Annotated in this window: 20 protein-coding genes; 9 read left to right on the top strand and 11 right to left on the bottom strand. The window is 58.5% G+C overall.

Annotation, left to right across the window (positions count from 1 at the left end; translation table 11 throughout):
- Positions 1-13: 13 nt before the first annotated feature.
- The 8 genes from BTN45_RS00100 to sppA form a co-directional block, all read right to left on the bottom strand.
- Complete coding sequence (locus BTN45_RS00100) at positions 14-895, bottom strand: GNAT family N-acetyltransferase (RefSeq protein ID WP_207589593.1); 882 nt, start codon at positions 893-895, stop codon at positions 14-16.
- 94 nt (positions 896-989) lie between these two features.
- On the bottom strand, positions 990-3236 hold the full coding sequence (locus BTN45_RS00095) for a PAS domain-containing hybrid sensor histidine kinase/response regulator (RefSeq protein WP_207588443.1): 2247 nt from the start codon (positions 3234-3236) through the stop codon (positions 990-992).
- A 55-nt stretch (positions 3237-3291) separates the two neighbouring features.
- Entirely contained in the window at positions 3292-3780 is a 489-nt protein-coding gene (gene lspA / locus BTN45_RS00090) for a signal peptidase II (protein WP_004439571.1), read from the bottom strand.
- Positions 3780-4637 (bottom strand): RNA methyltransferase, encoded by an 858-nt coding sequence (locus tag BTN45_RS00085; protein WP_004439569.1) that lies wholly within the window; start codon positions 4635-4637, stop codon positions 3780-3782. Before BTN45_RS00085 ends, lspA begins: the two co-directional genes overlap by 1 nt.
- Complete coding sequence (locus tag BTN45_RS00080; protein ID WP_142181962.1) at positions 4634-5767, bottom strand: class I SAM-dependent methyltransferase; 1134 nt, start codon at positions 5765-5767, stop codon at positions 4634-4636. Before BTN45_RS00080 ends, BTN45_RS00085 begins: the two co-directional genes overlap by 4 nt.
- Before the next feature lie 93 nt (positions 5768-5860).
- Complete coding sequence (locus tag BTN45_RS00075) at positions 5861-6202, bottom strand: LapA family protein (RefSeq protein WP_004439562.1); 342 nt, start codon at positions 6200-6202, stop codon at positions 5861-5863.
- Between the two features lie 63 nt (positions 6203-6265).
- On the bottom strand, positions 6266-6592 hold the full coding sequence (locus BTN45_RS00070; RefSeq protein WP_219256707.1) for an integration host factor subunit beta: 327 nt from the start codon (positions 6590-6592) through the stop codon (positions 6266-6268).
- A 2-nt stretch (positions 6593-6594) separates the two neighbouring features.
- Entirely contained in the window at positions 6595-7548 is a 954-nt protein-coding gene (sppA, locus tag BTN45_RS00065) for a signal peptide peptidase SppA (protein ID WP_004439548.1), read from the bottom strand.
- Positions 7549-7782: 234 nt separating this feature from the next.
- Between sppA and lptC the strand changes: the two genes are divergently transcribed.
- The 6 genes from lptC (at position 7783) to ptsN (ending at position 12899) form a co-directional block, all read left to right on the top strand.
- Positions 7783-8448 (top strand): LPS export ABC transporter periplasmic protein LptC, encoded by a 666-nt coding sequence (gene lptC, locus BTN45_RS00060; RefSeq protein ID WP_006698894.1) that lies wholly within the window; start codon positions 7783-7785, stop codon positions 8446-8448.
- A gap of 13 nt (positions 8449-8461) precedes the next feature.
- Positions 8462-9025, top strand: a complete 564-nt coding sequence (locus BTN45_RS00055; protein WP_004439544.1) for an LptA/OstA family protein — start codon at positions 8462-8464, stop codon at positions 9023-9025.
- 33 nt (positions 9026-9058) lie between these two features.
- Complete coding sequence (gene lptB / locus BTN45_RS00050) at positions 9059-9844, top strand: LPS export ABC transporter ATP-binding protein (RefSeq protein ID WP_034496329.1); 786 nt, start codon at positions 9059-9061, stop codon at positions 9842-9844.
- Between the two features lie 153 nt (positions 9845-9997).
- The gene (gene rpoN, locus BTN45_RS00045) at positions 9998-11548 is read left to right on the top strand and encodes an RNA polymerase factor sigma-54 (protein ID WP_207588441.1); all 1551 of its coding nucleotides are present in this window, start codon (positions 9998-10000) and stop codon (positions 11546-11548) included.
- A 234-nt stretch (positions 11549-11782) separates the two neighbouring features.
- Positions 11783-12355 (top strand): ribosome-associated translation inhibitor RaiA, encoded by a 573-nt coding sequence (raiA, locus tag BTN45_RS00040; protein WP_003520085.1) that lies wholly within the window; start codon positions 11783-11785, stop codon positions 12353-12355.
- Between the two features lie 82 nt (positions 12356-12437).
- Positions 12438-12899 (top strand): PTS IIA-like nitrogen regulatory protein PtsN, encoded by a 462-nt coding sequence (gene ptsN / locus BTN45_RS00035; RefSeq protein ID WP_004439537.1) that lies wholly within the window; start codon positions 12438-12440, stop codon positions 12897-12899.
- 82 nt (positions 12900-12981) lie between these two features.
- Here ptsN and grpE read toward each other — a convergent pair whose 3' ends face one another.
- Together grpE and hrcA are read right to left on the bottom strand one after the other, a co-directional pair.
- The gene (grpE, locus tag BTN45_RS00030) at positions 12982-13617 is read right to left on the bottom strand and encodes a nucleotide exchange factor GrpE (protein ID WP_022555501.1); all 636 of its coding nucleotides are present in this window, start codon (positions 13615-13617) and stop codon (positions 12982-12984) included.
- Positions 13618-13728: 111 nt separating this feature from the next.
- Entirely contained in the window at positions 13729-14820 is a 1092-nt protein-coding gene (hrcA, locus tag BTN45_RS00025; RefSeq protein ID WP_022555500.1) for a heat-inducible transcriptional repressor HrcA, read from the bottom strand.
- Between the two features lie 136 nt (positions 14821-14956).
- On the opposite strand from hrcA, the gene rph reads away from it, so the two are divergent.
- The 3 genes from rph to hemW are packed head-to-tail and all read left to right on the top strand — an operon-like array spanning position 14957 to position 17540.
- The gene (rph, locus tag BTN45_RS00020; RefSeq protein ID WP_003503798.1) at positions 14957-15673 is read left to right on the top strand and encodes a ribonuclease PH; all 717 of its coding nucleotides are present in this window, start codon (positions 14957-14959) and stop codon (positions 15671-15673) included.
- 17 nt (positions 15674-15690) lie between these two features.
- On the top strand, positions 15691-16335 hold the full coding sequence (gene rdgB, locus BTN45_RS00015) for an RdgB/HAM1 family non-canonical purine NTP pyrophosphatase (RefSeq protein WP_112555973.1): 645 nt from the start codon (positions 15691-15693) through the stop codon (positions 16333-16335).
- Positions 16336-16340: 5 nt separating this feature from the next.
- Positions 16341-17540 carry a radical SAM family heme chaperone HemW gene (gene hemW, locus BTN45_RS00010; protein ID WP_207589591.1) on the top strand — a complete coding sequence of 400 codons (1200 nt, stop codon included), beginning with the start codon at positions 16341-16343 and terminating at the stop codon, positions 17538-17540.
- Positions 17541-17612: 72 nt separating this feature from the next.
- Here hemW and dnaA read toward each other — a convergent pair whose 3' ends face one another.
- Positions 17613-19076, bottom strand: coding sequence for a chromosomal replication initiator protein DnaA (dnaA, locus tag BTN45_RS00005; RefSeq protein ID WP_006699682.1), 1464 nt, complete (start codon positions 19074-19076; stop codon positions 17613-17615).
- Positions 19077-19214 lie beyond the last annotated feature (138 nt).

Genomic DNA, 19214 nt, shown 5'->3' with positions numbered 1-19214 from the left:
ACGCAGAACCCGCTCAGCCGTTGATACGTTCGGTCTCGCCGCCATAATAGCTGATGTATCGGCCGGCGATCGACGAAACCGGCAGGACCACCAGCACGTCGGTCGTGTTGAAGGCGTGGTCTACCACTGCGCCGGAGCCGAACATGGCGCCGAGGCGCATATAACCCTTGATGAGCGGCGGCATGGCGTTCAGCGCCTTGCGGGCGTTCAGGGCTTCTGCCGGAACGAGGTCCATTTCATGGTAGAGCTCAGGAAGAGCAACCGCCTCCCACTCCCCCTTCGCAAGGCAGTTATGGTGCAGGAAAGACAAGGCGAGCGCATGTGCTTCCGGCTGCACACCCGGGAAGGAGGCGCAGCCGATCATGGCGTCCATCCGGTGTTTAACGGCGTAGGACCAGTTGCCCTGCCACAGAAGCTCGACGGTGCGCTTGGTGCGATATTCCGGCAGCACGCAGGAGCGGCCAAGCTCCATGAAGCGCTTGCCTGGGTGGCGCGCAACGAGACCGGCGATGTCGAATTCGCTGGCGGAATAAAAGCCATTATTGGCGAGCGCGACTTCCTGACGCAGCAGGCGATAGGTGCCGACGATCTGATCTTCGCTGTCACCCTCGATCGACTTATCGAGCACGAGCAGATGGTCACACACACTGTCCCAGGCGTCGAAGTCGCGCTGGCGCCGCATCGCTTCTGCCGGAAGCCTTGCCTTCATCTCCTCGACGAACACCCGGTACCGCACGGACTGCGCAGCATCAATCTCGCGTTCATTTCTGGCAAGCCGGGTTTCCAGCCTGCCGATGCGACCGAAAAGGCCCTCATTGTCCTGAGCTGTCTCCGGACGAGGAGTAATGACAACATTGTTTTCACAAATGTCGTGATTGAGGATTTCGGCAACCATGGGGAATCGCTCCGCCACCAAAGAATTTTCCTGTCATAAATCACTATTTAACGACAGAATAGTGACAAAATGCAGCCAGAGCGAGTCTGTCAATTTACGATAGCGACAGGCGTTTCGCCTCCAGCAGACGACGGATTTCCTCAACCAGCCGTCGCGGGTCGGCAGGTTTCGTCAAAATCGCGCCAACACCAGCCTTCAGCAGGATTTCGGCGGTCGCGTCACTGGTATCGCCGCTGAGCACGATGACAGGAATATTTCTTTCGCCCTGCAGCATATGGAGGAGGTCAGGGAGCGCTTGGAGCCCGTCGCCGCCCGGCATGTTGAGGTCGGAGACTATGAGGTCAGGCAAACGGGATACGCCCTGCTCCAGAGATTGCCGCAACGCCGCAAAATCCCCTACGGCGCGGACGATATAGCCGCTTTTTTCCAGAACGGCGCGGATGATGCGCTGATTAACAGCATCGTCTTCCGCCACGAGTATCTCGATACCGCTCGCTCCCTCCACCACCCGCGAGGAAAATCCCACATCCGGGTGGTTGTCGTTGATGGCGTCCCGTCGCTCTATGCCGCGCAGACGACCGCACAATACGTCGATCAGGGATTTTTCCCGCAGCGGCCGGATCAACCACGCGTCGAAGGCCACATGCATTGTCGACGGCCGCTCTTCGGGGCTGACGAGCAGCGTGCGGCGGACGTTGCCGTCCGGCCAATCCTTCAGTGCATCTTTGAACAACGGCGAAATGCGCCGGTCGACGATGACATCGGTAAGGGGGGCGGTCCCGATGGCGGAACTCTTCCTCAGCTTTTCCAGATCTTCAGGCTGATGGATAAGTGTGCATTGCCCGCCGAAGGCCTCGATCGCCTCCATCGTGACCGCTGCCGCCACACCCCTTGGTGCGACGAGCAGGACATTTGTATGTCGCAGGCAATGGCGCCGCGCCGGATCCGCCATTTCGGCAGGCGCGCCTCCCGGGCGAAACGCCAGCTTGAAAGTGCTACCCTTGCCTTTGCGGCTGGAAACCGTGAGACGGCCGCCGAATTCCCGCACGATACGGGCGGAGATCGCAAGTCCAAGGCCCGTGCCTGCGCTTCGCTGCGACAACGGGCCAGCCTGTTCGAATTCCCCAAAAATACGGGCCTGTTCCGCCCGGCTCATGCCCGGGCCGGTGTCTTCGACGGCGATGTGCAATTCGTCACCGATCATGCGCGCCCGGATGACGACGCCGCCTTCCCGCGTGAATTTGACGGCATTGCCGAGGAGATTGAAGAGGACCTGACGCAGCCTCGCCGGATCGAAATCGAGATGATCGGGTACTTCAGGCGCAACGAAGGATGTAATCTCTATACCTTTTTCATGGGCGCGATGGGCGAGCATCTCAACGATGCTCTCAATCAGCCGCCGCAGGTTCTCCGCGCGCGGATTGAGCCTGAAGCGGCCAGCCTCCATGGTCGAATAATCCAGCAGATCCTCGACCAGCTGCACCAGCGACTGGCCGGATTGTCGCATGCCATCGAGATAGTTGCGCTGCTCGTCGCTGAGTTTCGTCTGAGACAGAAGATGGTTCATGCCGAGCATGCCGGAAAGCGGCAGGCGGATTTCATGACTTACCGTGGCAAGCAGCCTCGCCTTTTCCGCCTCGGCCTTTTCGGCGCGCAGGCGGGCATCTTCCCTTTCGGCAAGTGCAAGCCGCTCCTCAGTCACATCTCTGGCGATGCTGCTGATGTGAAGACGGCTGCTTGCCAGATCGCGGGTCACGACATCATGCCAGGAAAAGATGCGCTGACCGAACGGGGTCGCGATCTCCACATCATAAGCGTGGACCTTTTCGCCCGGGCGGAAAGCGATGCCGATTTCCTCGCAGCTCAACCCTTCCGGGGCCGTGCAGCCGGTCATTTCGCGAAACACTCTATTCGCCTCGACAATACGCCGGTTCATGTCGCGGATCACGACTATATCGCCCATGAACTCCTGCATTTCGGCAATCAGAGACCGGTTTTGCGTCTGGCGCAGCCGGAGATCTGCTTCTGCAACCAGGGCATCGGGCCGATGCAAAGACTCATCAAAGAGCGCATGGAAAAGGACACCGACGAGCACTGCGCCGAAGAAGATCGCCATCGCAACAGTGACAGCATAAGGCACTGCAAGCGCGATAAGGGCAGCGGAAAAAGCCCCCACCGATAACGACACGGCGACATAGAGCGCAATCGACCCGGTACCGGTCGCATGTTCTTCATCTGCAGGGCGTGCCGTCGTATCGAGACGATCCGCAGGCTGCACCGCCGTGGCAGCCAGGCCAAGGCCATCCGAGACTTTTTGCCGAAGTTTTGCCAGTTCGCTCATAGGCAACCGCTACCACGGCAGCGGTTTTGATATGTTTGGCCGAAACGGTAAAATTTTACTTTTTAGCCGCCCGGGCGTGCAAAAACTCGTCGAGAATGACGCAGCCTGCACCGATGGTTATGAAACTGTCAGCAAGGTTGAAAACAGCGAAGGACCATGTCTGGGTGTGGAACAGGATATAGTCGATGACGTGCCCGTAAAAGAAGCGGTCGAGAAGATTACCCGCTGCTCCGGCGATGATGAAGGCAAAACCGAGATGGGCGAAGGTGCGGTCGGCAGCCGTCTTGCGCCATAGCCACAGAACGAAGACAACGATGACGAGCCGCATGCTGACGATGAACCACCCGTGCATGTCTTCGAGCATGGAAAAGGCGACACCAAGATTGTAGGTGCGGTAAAGCGCCAGAAACGGCGCGACAGGCACCATCTCCTGCAGCGGCAGATAGGCTTCGACCAGCTGCTTGACGATTTGATCCAGCACCAGCGCGGCGACGATCAGGGCAAAGGCCGGGCCGAATTTCGAGAACAATGCCGCCTTGGCCATTACGTCACCGGTGCGAGTTCGAGGAGATGTCGCCGTGCTTCGAACAGCATGACGGCGGTTGCGATGGCGAGATTAAGGCTGTCTGCGCGACCCTGCTGGGGAATGCGCGCCAGCTGGTCGGCCTTGCCGGCAAGCTCCGGCGGAAGGCCGGATTGTTCATTGCCCATCAGGATCACGACCGGCTTGCCGGCATAATCGATCTTTCGATAATCCACAGAACCGGCAAGATGGGTGGCGACGACGCTGACATGTGCCGATTTTTTCCAGGACAGGAATTCCTCGACCGAGGCGCGCGCAACGGGCGTGGCGAAGACCGAACCCATGGTGGCGCGTACCGTTTCCAGCGAAAATGGGTCCGTGCAGTCCCCGACCAGAATGACCCCCGAGGCACCAGCCGCGTCCGCTGTGCGGATGATGGTGCCGAGATTGCCGGGATCACGAACCCGGTCGAGTGCGATATAGGTCTCGCCCTTTTCCGGCCGGATATCCTTCAGCGGCTTCCATTTCTGCTCGAAAATGCCGACGACCATTTGCGGATTGTCGCGGCGGGTGATCGAGGCGATGACCTTTTCGCTGACTTCGAGCACCAGCCCGCCGGATGCGACCGTCTTCACCGCCGCCTGCTCCACCAGCGGCTTGCCCTTGGCGGCTTTGGCGTAAACCAGCGTCTTTATCGTCCAGCCGAGTTCGAGGGCATCGATGACCAGCTTCAGGCCTTCCGCCATAAAAGTGCCGGTCTCCTCCCTGCCCTTTTTCTGGGTGAGCGCCTTAATGTCCTTGATGATGGGATTGGCGAGGCTGGTCACTTCCTTGACCTGACCAACCCGGCGCGTTGTATTTTCGCGCATATCCTTCATTTCGGCTCCCAGCGGCTGAACAGCGATGTGGAAAGCACGCGGCCCGGCGTCTTGCCGTCCAGCCCGGCTTCACGGATGACAAGTTCGCCGGACGTGACGACGCCACCGGCGCCGCGCATGGTTTCACGCATCAGCTCATGCATTGAATAGAAGCTCGCCCTGATCGAATAGGCTGTCAGCACCAGGCCGAGCGCCTTGGGCGACAGGATTTCCCGGCAGATGTCCAGCATCAGAGGCAGATGGTCGAACAATTGCCAGACCTCGCCGTGGGTCCCGCGGCCGAACTTCGGCGGGTCGGTGAGGATGATATCGTAGCTGTTGCCGCGGCGTTCCTCACGCTGGATGAACTTCATGGCGTCTTCGCAGATCCAGCGGATCGGCGCCTGCTCGAGCCGGGCAAGGGCCTGATTTTCCTTGGCCCAGCCGATCGCCTTTTTGGAGGCATCGACGTGGGTGACTTCAGCGCCCGCAGCCGCCGCAACCAGCGAGGCGACGCCTGTATAACCGAACAGATTGAGCACCTTCAGCGGCCGGTCAGCCGTCTCGATGGAATGTTTCAGCCACTCCCAATGAACGATCTGCTCGGGAAAGACGCCAACATGCCGGAAAGCCGTGAAGCGGCCGAGAAAATCGACGCCCAAGAGCGACAGGGGCCAGGTTTCTCCGAGCGCTTCCTTGGGAAACCGCCAGCGGCCCATGCCGTCCTCGTCCGTATCGCCGGTAAAGACGGCATCGGCATTCTGCCATACGCGGTCGGGGATCGAAGGTCTCCAGAGCGCCTGCGCCTCGGGACGGACGATGCGATAGTCGCCATATTGCTCGAGCTTCAGGCCGTTGCCGCTATCGATGAGGTGAAAATCACCGGCGCCGCTCGATTCCAGAATGACGGGAACCTGTTCCGCAGGCAGTGCGCCGGTGCGCTGCATCAGTGCGCGCGCAGGAACCTGTTCGATGGCGGCGGCTACAACGGTTTTTTCCTTCGGTGCGGCCTTCTGCACGCTGCGCACCGCATCCGGCTCGCGCTTTTTCGGCGCGGCATCCGCGCGGCGCGCCGGCTTTGCGGCATGAACCTGTTTTTTCTCGTTTCCGGCTCGCGCGCGATTGCCCGGCCGGCTGTCTTTTTTCTTCAATGGAAATCTTTCCGCTTTTGCCCGCGTCTTATCGCGCCAGCAAATAACATTCCGTAGGCCGCTCGACTAGAGCCGGGACCAATGCTGGCGCCATCACTTTGCCGGGAGTTGTCCCGCCTGTGGAAGCTGGCCGGCCGCGGCAGCCTTTTGACGGTTGGCCTCGTCGTGCCAGCGAACGGCTTCCTTCGCCTCGATACGGGCGCGTTTGCGATGTTTGCCCTGAGCGAACCAGGTGGCCGCAGACCCCAGCAGTACACCAAAAATGACCGCCAGAAACAGGAAAACGAAAAATGGCGCGGTGAAGGACAGAACGCCGTCTTCCGGTCGGAAGGGGTTGAGCGCCAACGTCACAGACTGACGATTGGCGACACACAGGATGACGAGGATGATCGCCAGCGGAAGCAGGATGATGAGGTTGATGATTTTTTTTGACATCCGAAAATACTCCATCGCCGCGAGGAAGGCCGGCTCCGTTTCAGTCGCCGGCGTCAAGAACGATCAATCGTCCTCTTCGTCACCCATTCCGGGGTTCAGGCGTTCACGCAGTTCCTTACCCGTCTTGAAGAAGGGCACCCATTTTTCCTCGACGAAAACCGATTCACCCGTGCGCGGGTTCCGGCCCGAGCGCGACGGACGGTTTTTCACCGAAAACGCGCCAAAACCGCGGAGCTCAACACGATTGCCTGCCGCCAGAGCGTCGGTGATTTCATCCAGCACCGCATTGACGATGTTTTCCACGTCACGGTGATAAAGGTGCGGGTTACGCGCAGCAACGATCTGCACCAGTTCAGATTTGATCACGGTTGCCCCCTGAAAGAATTGGATTTTTAACGCGGCTCAACCTGCCAAACGGAAACAAGACCGTCAAGAAACAACTTGTCCGTACCGAGCTGGCCAGGCCCTGCGAAGGGAATTAAATCGTCATATCCCAGAAACTTCGCTATTTGCGCAACACTGAAAAGCGCGAAAGGCGAATTGGAGGATGGCGCACGCCATTCGACAATCGGCAAATCCTTTGCCACACCGCGGGTTTCGAAATAGGTGCGAATTTCCTTTTCGCCGCCGAGCGTGTCAACCAGCCTGTTGGCAAGAGCCTGACGGCCGGTATAGATCGATCCATCAGCCAGTTTCAGCACATCCTCGCGTGGCAGTTTGCGGCGATCTGCCACAAGGTCCACAAACCAGCCATAGCTGTCCATCACCATGGCGCGGATCATCGTCTTTGCTTCTTCCGGCGCCTCGTGGAACGGTGAAGGCTCCGCCTTCATCGGCGACGACTTGATTTCCTGCAACGAGACGCCGAGCTTGTCCATCAACTGGCCAAGTTGGGGATATTGGAAGATCACGCCGATCGAACCGGTGATCGAGGTTTCGCCAGCAACGATGACATCGCCCGCCGATGCGATCATGTAACCTGCGGAGGCAGCGAGCGTGCGCACATCCGAAACGACCGGCTTCTTTTCTGCGACCCCTCGAATGGCCTTAAAGATGCGCTCACCGCCATAGGTGGTGCCGCCTGGCGAAGAAATCGACACGATCAGTCCTTTGACATTGTCGCTCTTGGCGATCCTGTCGAGCCGCTCGAGAAGTTCGGTATTGTCGGTGATCAGGCCAGAGACCTCGACGCGGGCAATATGGGGCTTCGCACTCTGCTGCGGTCCATCCCAGAAAAGACGGTAGAGGCCGAAGAAACCGGCAACGAGCAGAAGAACGGCGGCAATCCGCCAGAAAGTCAGCTTGCGGCGCAACCGCCTGCGATCCGCTATCGCCATATTGTCCATAAAAACCTCTGTCATCCGCTCTTGCGCTTCAGGCCATATGGTTCTTCTAACGCGAAGCCGCAAGGAAACAATAAGGAAACCAGAATTACGATAAAATTCGCATTTCCCTTGCACCTTTCCAGACAAAAACCATATTGGCAGGACAAAGCACTCGTGCCAAAGACATTTAGATTGAGACACAAGCTTCAATTGTGCGCCTGAAAGGCGCCGGAGAAGCATTCCGGACCCGCTCTTATGCTCGAAAGACTCCGCGAACCCGCGCCAGCATTTCCGCTGCCCAATGACCAGAACGGCGCTTACGGGCGTGCGCTCCGGCATTCAGCGCGTGTGAAACGGCTGAAAATCATTCTGCCGCTCGGGGCGGCAATCGTTTCGCTTGCCTTCATCGCTGTCTCGGTTATCCGAACCTGGGCGCCTGAAGAAGTCTCCCTCGAAAGCGCGAGGATAGAAGACGGCAAGATCGTGATGGAAAAACCTGCCGTTGCGGGCCGCAACGAGAAGGGAATCGATTACTCCATGAACGCCGACCGCGCGTTGCAGGACATCGCCAATCCCAATCTGATGACGCTCGAAAAGGTTCTGGCGGCGGTTCCGGTAAACGACAGTGTCGCGCAGGTGATCGCCCAGGAAGGCATTTTCGACCGCGCTACGAACAAACTAAAGATGACCGCCCCTTTTGACATCAATCTCAGCAATGGCATACAAGCGAAATTCCAGTCTGCGGAAGTCGATCTGAAGGCCGGGAAAATGAGCAGCCAGCAGCCGGTTTCAATCAAAACAAACGACGGCTCGATTGTTGCGCAATCGATTGACATCGCCGATAATGGCAAGACAATTACATTTTCGGGGCAGGTACGGGCACGTATCGCTGCATCCAATATCAAAAATGAAGGCAAGTGAGAGCCCGGTCCAGATGATGCAAATTTCCCGTCCCGTTTTCCTTGGCAAATCCGCAGGCTTAACAGCCGCAGGTCTTGTTTTTTCGTGTCTTGCAACTGTGGCTTTCGCCCAGAACACCACCAGCAACATGCAGGGTGTCAAGCTTTCCGGCGATCAGCCGATTGCGATTGAAAGTGACCAGCTCGAGATTCGCGATCAGGAGCGTAAGGCATATTTTACCGGCAACGTGAAGGTTGTGCAGGGAACGACAACCCTGCAGGCCGGCAAGATGACGGTGAATTACAAGGGCGAGGGTTCCTCGCTCACCAGTGGCGACGCCAACATCGAAAAAATCTTCGTGGACAATAATGTCTATCTGACGTCCGAGACCCAGAAGGCGACGGCCGATCACGGCGAATTCGACATGGCGGCGCAGACCTTCATTCTGACGGGAAAGCAGGTCGTGCTGTCCGAAGGCACCAATGTCTTCACCGGCTGCAAGCTGACTGTTCTGATGAATACGGGACAGGCCAAGCTCGAAAGCTGCGGCGGTCCTGTCCGGATCATGCTCGATCCGAAATCGCAGAAGAAACAGTAGTCTTTCCTCGTGAAGATACCCTCGATCTCAAAAATATTCGGCGGCGGGCGCCACCGATCCGCGGACGCCGCCTCACCGGCGGACAAGACCCCCTATCAGGGCACGCTGATCGCGCATGGTTTGACCAAGACCTATAATACGCGTCGCGTGGTCAACGGCGTTTCGCTGGTCGTTCGTCGCGGCGAGGCTGTGGGCCTGCTCGGGCCGAACGGCGCCGGCAAAACCACCTGTTTTTATATGATCACGGGCCTGGTTCCGGTCGATACCGGCAAGATCGCCATCAACGGAAACGATGTCACCACCATGCCGATGTATCGGCGCGCCCGTCTCGGCGTCGGTTACCTGCCGCAGGAAGCCTCGATCTTCCGCGGATTGACCGTGGAGGAGAACATCCGCGCCGTGCTGGAAGTGCACGAGCCGGACGCAGCCAAGCGCAACCGCAAGCTCGATGAGCTGCTGGAAGAATTCCATATCGCGCAGCTGCGCAAGTCGCCCGCCGTGGCGCTTTCGGGTGGCGAGCGCCGCCGTCTGGAAATCGCACGCGCGCTTGCGACAGATCCGACCTTCATGCTGCTCGACGAGCCTTTCGCGGGCGTCGACCCGATTTCGGTCAGCGACATCCAGAATCTGGTAAGGCATCTGACAGCACGCGGCATCGGCGTTCTCGTCACTGATCATAATGTCCGTGAAACGCTTGGTCTCATTGACCGCGCTTACATCATCCATGCAGGCGAGGTGCTGACGCATGGACGTCCTGACGATATCGTCAACAATCCGGATGTGCGTCGCCTCTATCTCGGCAATAATTTCAGCCTTTAAGCTGTAGGGCGCGAAAGATTCTTTATCGCGCCCTGCCCTGACGCTTGACCAAACAAAATAAAAAAGCAATTTTTGGGCCAAGTTCTGTCGTCTCGGTAAAATTTCTGGAAAATCTGGCGACGGAGAAGCTGTAAAGGGAGTTTCGCGTTCGCCATGGCATTGTCTGCCAGCCTTTTGCTGCGTCAAAACCAGTCTCTCGTGATGACACCGCAACTGATGCAGTCCATCCAGCTGCTTCAGATGACGCATTTCGAGTTGACGCAGTTTATCGCGCAGGAGGTGGAACGTAATCCGCTGCTGGAAATTGCGGCAAACGATGGCGATTTGAGCAATGATATACCGGCGGAAGCCGACAATTTCGGCGACAGCGATGGTGACGGCGCGGGAAAATCCCCCAGCGTGACCGCAGATAGTGACGACTGGTACGGGGATCGCGCCGCCAATCTTGGCGAGCAACTCGACACGAGCTTCGAAAACGTCTTTCCCGACGATGGCGAGCCGAGAAAGGCCGATGCGCCCGAACTGGCGGGCCAGTGGAAATCGATGCCGGGCCAGGAATCCGGCGAAAGTTACGATCTCGATGACTTCGTCGCTGCAAAACAGAGCCTGGGCGACCATCTCAGTCAGCAATTGCCGCTCTCCATCTCTTCCCCCGAAGACAGGATGATCGCCGATGTGCTTATCGGCCAACTCGATGAGACCGGCTATATCGCCGCAGACGCTGTCGACGAGGTCGCCGAGCGGCTGGGAGCGGCCCCCTCGACTGTCGAGCGGGTCTTGAAGACACTCCAGGGCTTCGATCCTCCCGGCGTATTTTCACGTTCACTGAGCGAGTGTCTGGCGATCCAGCTCGCGCAGAAGGACCGGCTCGACCCGGCCATGCGGGCTTTCATCGACAATCTCGAGCTTCTGGCGAAGCGGGATTTCGCCTCCTTAAAGAAACTCTGCGGGGTCGATGAGGAAGACCTGCTCGACATGCTGGCGGAAATCCGCACGCTCAATCCACGCCCCGGTGCAGGCTACGATTCAGCGGTTTCGGAGACTATCGTTCCCGACATCATCGTTCGTCCCTCCTCTTCCGGCGGCTGGCTGGTGGAAATCAATCCCGAGACCCTGCCACGCGTGCTCATCAACCAGAGCTATTTCGCCGAAGTCTCGAAACACAAGGCTCGCGCAGGAGAGGACCAGGACTTTCTGGCTGAATGCATGCAGACCGCCCATTGGCTGACCCGCAGCCTCGACCAGCGCGCCCGGACGATCATGAAGGTTGCGACGGAGATCGTGCGTCAGCAGGATGCCTTTCTCCTCAATGGCGTGGATCACCTGCGGCCGCTGAACCTGAAGACGGTTGCGGACGCCATCAAGATGCACGAATCCACCGTCAGCCGCGTGACATCAAAGAAATACATGCTGACGCCACGCGGGCTGTTCGAGCTGAAATATTTCTTCAGCGTATCAATCAGCGCTGTGGAAGGCGGTGACAGCCATTCAGCGGAAGCAGTCCGTCACCGCATCAAGGCCATGATTGCGCAGGAAGCAGCTGATGCGGTGCTTTCCGACGACGATATCGTAGACAATCTAAAGAAGAACGGTATCGATCTCGCCCGCCGCACCGTCGCCAAATATCGGGAGGCGATGAACATCCCCTCCTCCGTGCAGAGACGCCGGGAAAAGAAGGCTCTTGCCAGGTTGTCCGCCTTCTGAGCGATGAACCCGATCACGTTTATGGCGGTTTTTTGCCGCACCATTGACTCTTGTCGCGGCAAGGGCTAGAAGCCCGCCGCACACGTAAGCAAGGTCATTTGTAACGGATTCATCTCCACCGTCCATGGGCGTAAAATTCGAATGAGGGCTTTTTAAGGTCTTCGAAACGCTTGGATGCGCGCGCGGCTTGACGTAAGCTGGTACTCGCAAATCACTACAAAAAGGAAAATTTCCATGAGTGTGCGTGTATCTGGTAAACATATGGAGATCGGTGAATCTTTCCGTCAGCGGATTGAGGACAATATAGGTCTGGCGGTTACCAAATACTTCGATGGGGGGTATTCAGGCCAAGTGACCGTAGAGAAGTCCGGATCGCGTTTTGCGGCCGATTGCAAGCTGCATCTCGATACGGGCGTTGTATTGCATGCGGCGGGTCAGGCGAATGATCCGCAAGCGAGCTTCGATGCCGCCGCCGAGCGGATCGAAAAGCGCCTGCGTCGCTACAAACGCAAGCTCAAGGACCATCACAATGGTGCGAACGGCGTGTCGCAGGAAATCGCCTATACGGTGATGGATGCTATTCCCGATGAGGACCACGAGGTCCCCGAAGATTACGCACCCACCATTGTGGCCGAGAGTTCGAAACAGATTAAGACCATGTCTGTTGCCAGTGCCGTAATGGCGCTCGACATGACCGACGAACCGGTTCTGCTGTTCCGCAGCCCGGGCAAGGAATATCTCAACATCGTCTACCGGCGTCACGACGGCAATATTGGCTGGATCGACGCGGAAACGATCAAGAGCTGAACAGTCTGACAAGACGTGGAAGGCAGGACGCGAAAGTGCATCTGCCTTCCGCCTCGTCTCGATGGCATGAAGGAAAAAGAGAATGGCGTTGGCAGATTTGCTGCAACAAGATGCGATTATTCCCGCCCTCAAGGTGAATTCCAAAAAGCAGCTGCTTCAGGAGCTGGCCGCAAAGGCAGCCAGAATTACCGGAGTCTCGGAACGGGAAGTGTTCGACGTCATCCTCCAGCGTGAAAAGCTCGGCTCCACCGGTGTGGGCCACGGCATTGCCATTCCCCATGGCAAGCTCAACAGCATTCAGCAGATCACCGGTGTTTTCGCACGTCTTGAAACGCCGGTCGATTTCGAAGCGCTGGACGACCAGCCTGTTGATCTGGTTTTCCTGCTGCTGGCGCCAGAAGGTGCCGGCGCCGACCATCTGAAGGCACTTTCACGCATTGCGCGTGCCCTGCGCGACCCTGAACTGGTGGCCAAGCTGCGTGCTACAGATTCCGATACGGCGATCTACGCCTTCCTTAATCAGGAACAGGCAACGGCTGCCTGACGACAGGCCTTCTTTTCCCAGTGAATGGCAATAAAAAACGCGCCCTGAAGGCGCGTTTTTCGTTACGTCGGCACAGATGGCCTCAAGCGTCTTTTTCGTTGACGGACGCGGTGCCCGGTTCGGCCGAGGCAGCGGTTTCCGCCTTCGGGCCGCCCTTGGAGACACCGACCATGGCGGGGCGCAGAACGCGGTCGCCAATGGTGAACCCGGCCTGAATTACCTGCAATACGGTATTGTTGGGAACCGTCGTGTTGGGAATTTCAAACATGGCCTGGTGGAAATTCGGGTCGAACTTCTGGCCTTCGGCATCGATCTTCTTCACGCCATGGCGTTCCAGCGTCGACAGCATCGAGCGCTCGGTCATTTCGACACCTTCAATCAAGCCATTCAGACCGGCTTCGCCATTGGTCTTGAGCTCAGCGGGAATGGCCTCGAGAGCGCGGCGAAGATTGTCTGAAACCGCCAGCATGTCGCGGGCAAAAGCGGCCATGGAATAGGTCTTGGCATCCTTCACGTCGCGTTCTGTGCGACGACGAAGATTGTCCATTTCCGCGGCAAGGCGCAGGAACTTGTCGCGCAGGTCGGCATTTTCCGCCTTGAGCGCTTCGACCGGATCGGGCTCCGCCGTTTCAGCCTGTTCTTCGCCTGCCTGCACAGGTTCGACAAACTCTTCCGCGACGTCCGCGTCAGGTCCGGGCTTTTTTGTATCGTCGGTCATGACGTTCTCCAGATTAGACTGTTAGTGGTTGCGCCCGATATCGAGCTTTGGCGGGCAAAAATCAAGGCTTGCGGCGAAAAGCTTGCCGCATTCTCCTTCTTGCCGGCTTGTCTATCTCTGTTTGCGGGAAAGGCGGGCCATGATCTGCGCGGTGTAATCCACCATGGGCACGATACGGGCATAATTCAGCCTGGTGGGCCCGATGACGCCGACCGCACCAACGACACGATTGTCCTCGTCACGATACGGCGCGACGATGAGCGAGGAACCCGACAGCGAAAAGAGCTTGTTTTCCGAACCGATAAAAATCCTCACTCCCGACCCACTTTCCGCGAGGTTGAGGATTTCAATGAGGTTTTCCTTACGCTCCAGATCGTCAAAGAGCAGGCGAACACGATCGATGTCTTCCTCGCCGGCCAGTCCCTCCAGCAGGTTGGACCGTCCGCGAACGATGAGACGACCAAGCTTGCCGTCCTCGCTATCGCCCGCCCAGACAGCCAGACCGCGTTCGATGAGATCCTGTGCCAGCGTGCCGAGTTCGGATTGCAGCTCCGCCTGCTGCTTCTGGAACTGGCCGCGCAATTCCTGCAGCGTCTGGCCGGACAGATGGGCATTGATGAAATTCGCAGCCTCGGTCAATTGTGACGAAGAAATGCCAGTCGGTAACTCTATGATGCGATTTTCGACCTGATTATGATCACCCACCAGCACGGCGAGCGCCTTGGTCGGTTCGAGCCTGATGAATTCGACATGCTTGAGCACCACATCATTCTTGGCCGTCAGCACCAGGCCTGCGCCCCGCGACATCCCGGACAACATGCGGCTCGCTTCCGTCAGCAGCCCTTCCAGCGATTGCTCGTGACCGGCGACCGGCCCGATCTGGCGATCGATGCTTGCGCGTTCCTCCGCGGGCAGATCGCCTACCTGCATGAAGGCATCAACGAAAAAGCGCAACCCGGTCTGAGTGGGAAGGCGCCCAGCGCTGATGTGAGGGGAATAGATGAGGCCCAGTTCCTCCAGATCGCTCATGACGTTCCGGACGGAGGCCGGTGAAAGCGACATCGGCAGCAGCCGCGACAGGCTGCGTGAGCCCAACGGTTCGCCGGTATCGAGATAACCTTCGACGATGCGCCGGAAAATTTCCCGCGACCGTTCATCGAGAAGCGATGCCTGATCTTTTGAAAGCGGTGCAGAAAAGCCCATTCGTCCGTTCTTTGTCGTCCATATCCTGTCTGCCATCAATATAATGCGTCGCGCGGCCGCGGCAAAATGGAAATTGGCTTTGCAAAAGCCAGGACCTCGCCTTAGAAGGCAGGGACCAACATGGAGAGTGGATCATATGCGGCCTTCAGGCAGAAAAACCGACCAGATGCGCAAGGTTTCCTTCGAGCGCAATTTCTCGAAACATGCCGAAGGCTCCTGTCTCGTGAAATTCGGCGACACGCATGTGCTCGTCACCGCAAGCCTCGAAGAAAAGACGCCGCCGTGGCTGCGCAACAGCGGCAAGGGCTGGGTTACCGCAGAATATGGCATGCTGCCGCGCTCCACCCATGAACGCATGAAGCGCGAAGCTGCTTCCGGCAAGCAGGGCGGCCGTACGCAGGAAATCCAGCGCCTCATCGGCCGCTCGCTGCGCGCGGTGGTTGACCTTCAGGCGCTCGGCGAACGCCAGATCAGTATCGATTGCGACGTCATCCAGGCCGATGGCGGTACCCGCACCGCCTCCATTACCGGCGCGTGGATCGCGCTGCACGATTGCCTGAAGTGGATGGAAACCCGCAACATGATCAAGGTCGAGAAAGTCCTGAAGGATCATATCGCGGCGATCTCCTGCGGTATCTTCGCCAACCAGCCGGTTATCGATCTCGACTATCTCGAAGACTCCTCCGCCGAGACCGACGCGAATTTCGTCATCACCGGCTCGGGCGGCATCGTCGAGGTTCAGGGTACTGCTGAAGGCGCGCCCTTCTCCGAAGAAGAATTCCTGACGCTGCTCGGCCTGGCCAAAGCCGGCTGCAGCGAATTGGTCGCCCTTCAGAAACAGGCCATCGCCTGAGCCGACAGGAAAGCGTGATGCGCAAGCTCGATACCAGAACCATCGTCGTCGCCAGCCACAACAAAGGCAAGATTGCCGAAATTGCCGATCTGATCGGCCCTTTCGGCTTTTCCGCCAAGTCAGCGGCTGAGCTCAACTTCGAAGAGCCGGACGAGACAGGTACGACCTTCGAAGAAAATGCCGCCATCAAGGCGCTTGCCTCTGCGAAGGCATCCGGTCTTCCGGCTTTGTCCGACGATTCCGGTCTGGTTATCGACGCGCTTGACGGTGCGCCCGGTGTCTACACCGCCAATTGGGCGGAGACGGCGGACGGCACACGCGACTTCGTCATGGCGATGCGGAAAGTTGAAGATGCGCTGGCCGAGCACGGCGCATCGAAACCGGAAGATCGCAAGGCCCGCTTTGTCAGCGTGCTGTGCCTGGCCTGGCCCGATGGTCATGTCGAGTATTTCCGTGGCGAGGTGGAAGGCACTGTCGTCTGGCCACCGCGCGGAACGAGCGGATTTGGCTATGATCCGATCTTCAAACCCGAGGGTTACGACACCACATTCGGTGAGATGACCGCGGACGAAAAACACGGCTGGAAACATGGCGACAGCTTTGCGCTATCGCACCGTGCCCGTGCGTTTAAAAAATTCGTAGAAACCTGCCTGGAGGCATGAACCCGATGGTCGGGGAGCACCAACTTTCTGCCCCCGGCGCATCGCTTCTGCCGGATACGGGCGATCCCGGTTTCGGGATTTATCTGCATTGGCCCTTCTGCGCGGCCAAATGCCCCTATTGCGATTTCAACAGCCATGTCCGCCACCGGCCGGTAGATCAGGAGCGGTTTACGGCTGCGTTCCTGCTTGAAATGGAACATATGCGGTCGCTGAGCGGCCCGCGCGTCGTCACCAGCATCTTCATGGGCGGCGGCACGCCATCGCTGATGGACCCGCAGACAGTCACAGCACTTCTTGATGGCGTCTCGCGCTTCTGGCATGTGCCGGATGGTATCGAGATCACCATGGAAGCCAATCCTTCGAGCGTCGAGGCAGAGCGGTTTCGCGGTTACCGGGCGGCGGGCGTCAACCGCGTCTCTCTCGGTGTGCAGGCGCTGAATGACCGCGACCTGAAATTCCTCGGACGGCTGCATGATGTCGCTGACGCCCTGAAAGCCATCAGGCTGGCGCGTGAGATTTTCCCGCGTATGTCCTTCGACCTCATCTATGCCCGCCCGAACCAGACGGTGGCCGAATGGGACGCCGAGCTGAAGGAGGCCGTCTCCTATGCCGTTGACCATCTGTCGCTCTATCAGCTGACAATCGAAGAGGGCACGCCCTTCTACGGCCTGCACAAGGCCGGCAAACTCATCGTGCCAGATGGCGAGCATTCGGCCGTACTTTATGAAGCCACTCAGGAAATCACCGAGCGTTACGGCATGCCGGCCTACGAGGTTTCCAACCATGCCCGGCCCGGTGCTGAAAGTCGCCACAACCTCACCTACTGGCGTTATGGCGATTACGCGGGCATCGGTCCTGGCGCGCATGGGCGCCTGACGCGCGGCTCCTCCAAGCTCGCAACGGCGACCGAACGCCACCCCGAGACCTGGCTGGAAACCGTTGAGCGGGAAGGCCACGGCATGATCGATCAGGAACTGCTCGGCGTCGATGAACAGGCCGACGAATTGCTGCTGATGGGGCTTCGCCTGCGAGAAGGCATCGATCTCGCCCGCTGGAGCGATCTTTCCGGACGCGACCTCGACCCGGAAAAGGAGGAATTCCTCCTCCAGCACGGTTTCGTGGAGAGGCTCGGTAATTCCCGCCTGCGCTGCACGCCGTCCGGCATGCTCATTCTGGACGCGGTGGTGGCCGATCTCGCCTGCTGACGCCGGCCTCCACCCCAGATTTAGCCCAATAAACAAGAACAGAATAAAAAAGCGGCCCGGAGGCCGCTTTTTTCATGCGTTGTTTTCGTTGATCAGGCGCTTCAGCAGTTCGACCTCATGACCGAGCTTGGTATCGCCGGAGATCAGCTCCTCGATCTTGCGCACCGCATGCAGAACCGTGGTATGGTCACGTCCGCCAAAACGGCGGCCGATCTCCGGGAAAGACCGCGGCGTCAGCATCTTCGCCAGATACATGGCGATCTGGCGTGGCTTGACGATGACTCGGGTGCGGCGGTTGGACACCAGTTCCTGCCGCGACACGTTGTAATGCTTGGCGACGATCCGCTGAATATCCTCAATACGCACGCGCTTGGCCTCGCCCGTGCCGACGAGATGCGACAGTAGTTCATCGACCCGGTCGACCGACAGATTCGGTTCGAAAGAGCGCCGGAACATCAGCTGGTTGAACGCACCCTCAAGTTCGCGACCGCTCGCCGTAACGCTTTTGGCGACATGGGTCAGGATTTCGTCCGAAATATCAAAGGAAGGATCTTCCTGACGGGCCGAACCGAGGCGGCGGTTGAGCATTTCATAACGCATGTCGTAATCGGGCCCTTCGATCTCGATGGCCATGCCGCCCTGAAGGCGGGAGCGCACGCGCGGATCGAGCGATTCCAGTTCCCATGGAGCGCGGTCAGCCGCAACCACGACCTGCTTGGCGCTGTCGAGCAGCATGTTCAGCAGGTGGCAGAATTCGTGCTGGATCATCTTGCCCTGCAGAAACTGCATGTCATCGATGACGAGCAGATCGATATTGCGTAGCGTATCCTTCAGCGTCAGAGCGTCATTGTCACGGATCGCGGTTGCGAAACGCCACATGAAATATTCGGCCGTCAGATAAACCACGCGCGGATTGCGCGGGCTGTCGATGGCCGCATTCGCGATAGCCTGCAGAAGATGTGTCTTGCCGAGGCCCACACCCGCATGGATGAACAGCGGATTAAAACGCACAGCGCCGGCGCCGGCTTCTGCGATCGTCTTTGCGGCTGCAAGCGCAACACGGTTGGAGGAACCTTCTACAAACGTCTCGAAGGTGAAACGGGTATCTAGCGGTGACCCGAACAGCGGACCGGAGCCGCCCTGACGCAGCGTTGCCTGCGCGGCCACGGGCTGCGCAGAAGGCGCCGCCGCGGGCTGCTGCGGGACAAAAGGCTTGTTGCGCTGAACCGCCCCGATTTCCTGAGCGGGCTGTGTCCGCTCCTCAGCCTGGGCCGGGCGCACCGGGCGGCTGGCCGAGCGGACCAGAATCTCCACCTTCAGCACATCCGGATCCTCGCTCTGCACGAGGCTGGTGATCAGGTCCATATAACGGTTATTGATCCAGGACTTCAGAAAGGTCGTCGGAACGGTAAAACGAACGACGCTTTTTGAAACGGAATGGAGTTTCAGCCGTGCAAACCAGCTCGCATAGACTTCCGGACCAACCTGTGCCTTGAGCCGCGCGCTAAAACGTTCAAACAGCGCATCATGCTTCATTGCCGATTTGTCCCCTGCCGCCTCTGAGCAAGCTGCATCACATGCCTTTGGTGCGCGGTCCCCATCAGCCACCGCACCCATCGCCAAATTCAATTGCATATTGCCGCCTTTCAAATTGCCAATCATAGCCTGACGACC

This window comes from Rhizobium sp. ZX09, from assembly GCF_017357485.1.
Taxonomy (GTDB): Bacteria; Pseudomonadota; Alphaproteobacteria; order Rhizobiales; family Rhizobiaceae; genus Agrobacterium; species Agrobacterium pusense.
The sequence above is the reverse complement of the archived record's forward strand: the minus strand, read 5'-3'. Positions and strand labels throughout refer to the sequence as shown.